Origin of the sequence: Pseudomonas sp. Leaf59, assembly GCF_920984685.1 — a bacterium.
Classification (GTDB): domain Bacteria; phylum Pseudomonadota; class Gammaproteobacteria; order Pseudomonadales; family Pseudomonadaceae; genus Aquipseudomonas.
Genome location: NZ_CAKLBR010000040.1, coordinates 1 through 1,615, shown reverse-complemented (window position 1 = coordinate 1,615; position 1,615 = coordinate 1). Strand labels below are relative to the sequence as shown.

Below are 1,615 nucleotides of genomic sequence, written 5' to 3'. Positions count from 1 at the left end.
ATCTGCATGGTCGCCAGCGTGGTGATCAACGCATTGACCCGCAGCTTGGCGATCACGATGCCGTTGATCAGCCCCACCAGCAGGCCCATCCCCAGGGCGGCGCCGATGCCCAGCATCACGCTGTCGGTGTCGCGCATCACAATGGCCGCGACCACGCCGGCGCAGGCGATCACCGAGCCCACCGATAAATCGAAGTGCCCCGACGCCAGGCAGAACAGCATGGTGCAGGCGGCGATGCCCACCGTGGAAATCGCCAGGCCCAGGCCGCGCATGTTCAGCGGCGAGAGGAAGTTGTCGATGAGCAAGGCGCACAGCACGAAGATGCTCACCGCCGCCAGCAGCATCGCCCAGTTATCCAGCAGCGCGCGCAGGTCCACGGGTTTGCGCGCTTTGGGCAGCGCGTTGTCTTGGGTCGTCATAGTCGTCTCTCAGTGGGCCGGGCCGCGCGGCAAGGCCAGCTGCAGCAAGTTGGATTCAGTGGCGTGTTCACGCCGTTGTTCGCCGCGCAGGGCGCCTTCGCACAGCACCAGGATGCGGTCGGAAATCCCCATCACTTCCATCAGGTCACTGGACACCACGATTACCGCAATGCCGCTGGCGGCCAGGTTATGGATGATCTGGTAGATCTCCGACTTGGCGCCGATGTCGATGCCCCGCGTCGGCTCATCGAGCAGCAGCACCTTCATCGGCATCGACAGCCAGCGGCCGAGAATGGCCTTCTGCTGATTGCCGCCGGACAGGTACATGATTTTCTGCTCGGCGTTGGGCGTCTTCACCTTCATCGCCTGGATCTGCTGGCCGGCGTTGCCCTTCTCCCACTTCTCGCGCAGCAGCCAGCCAAACGCGGCATGGGCGCCACGGGCGCTGATGTTGATGTTTTCCGCCACGCTGGACAGCGGAATGATGCCTTCCTTCTTGCGGTCTTCCGGGCACAGCAGCACGCCGGCGTCGATGGCATCGCGCGGTGAGCGCAGGTGCAGGGTTTCGCCGCACAGCTCCAGCTGCCCTGCGGTGCTGCGTTCCAGCCCGGAGAGCAGCCGAAACAGCTCGGTGCGCCCTGCCCCCACCAGCCCGAACAGCCCGAGAATCTCGCCCTTGCGCACCTCGAAGCTGACCGGCTCACGCAAGCCTGGCCCAAGCAGCCCATCGACCTTGAGCGCCACCTCACCGTGCTCGCGCGGGCGGTAGTCGTAGATGTCCTGGATATCGCGCCCGACCATGCAGGTCACCAACTGGTCGTGGGTCAGCGCGCTCATGTCCTCGAACGTGCGCACGTAGCGCCCGTCCTTGAACACCGTGACCGCGTCGCAGATGCGGAACACCTCTTCCATGCGGTGCGACACGTAGAGCACCACTTTGCCCTCATCGCGCAGGCGCGCGATGATCGCCATCAGCCGGTCGATTTCCCGCGCCGAGAGGCTGCTGGTGGGTTCATCGAAGGCGATCACATGGGCGCCACGGGACAGCGCCTTGGCGATTTCCACCAGTTGGCGCTGGCCCAGGGACAGGCGGCCGAGCTTTTCATCCGGGTCGATTTCATCGGCCAGGCCCTTGAGGCAGGCCAGCGCCTGCTTGCGCAGCAGGCCGCCGTTGACCACGCCCAAGCGCGACGGCA

At 65.3% G+C, this 1,615-nt stretch carries 2 protein-coding genes; both read right to left on the bottom strand.

Annotation, left to right across the window (positions count from 1 at the left end):
• Nucleotides 1–419 (bottom strand): ABC transporter permease subunit (locus LUB09_RS23820; RefSeq protein WP_442964112.1); only part of this gene is annotated, 419 nt, incomplete at its 3' end.
• A 9-nt stretch (nucleotides 420–428) separates the two neighbouring features.
• Nucleotides 429–1,615 (bottom strand): ATP-binding cassette domain-containing protein (locus LUB09_RS23815; RefSeq protein WP_231423852.1); only part of this gene is annotated, 1,187 nt, incomplete at its 5' end.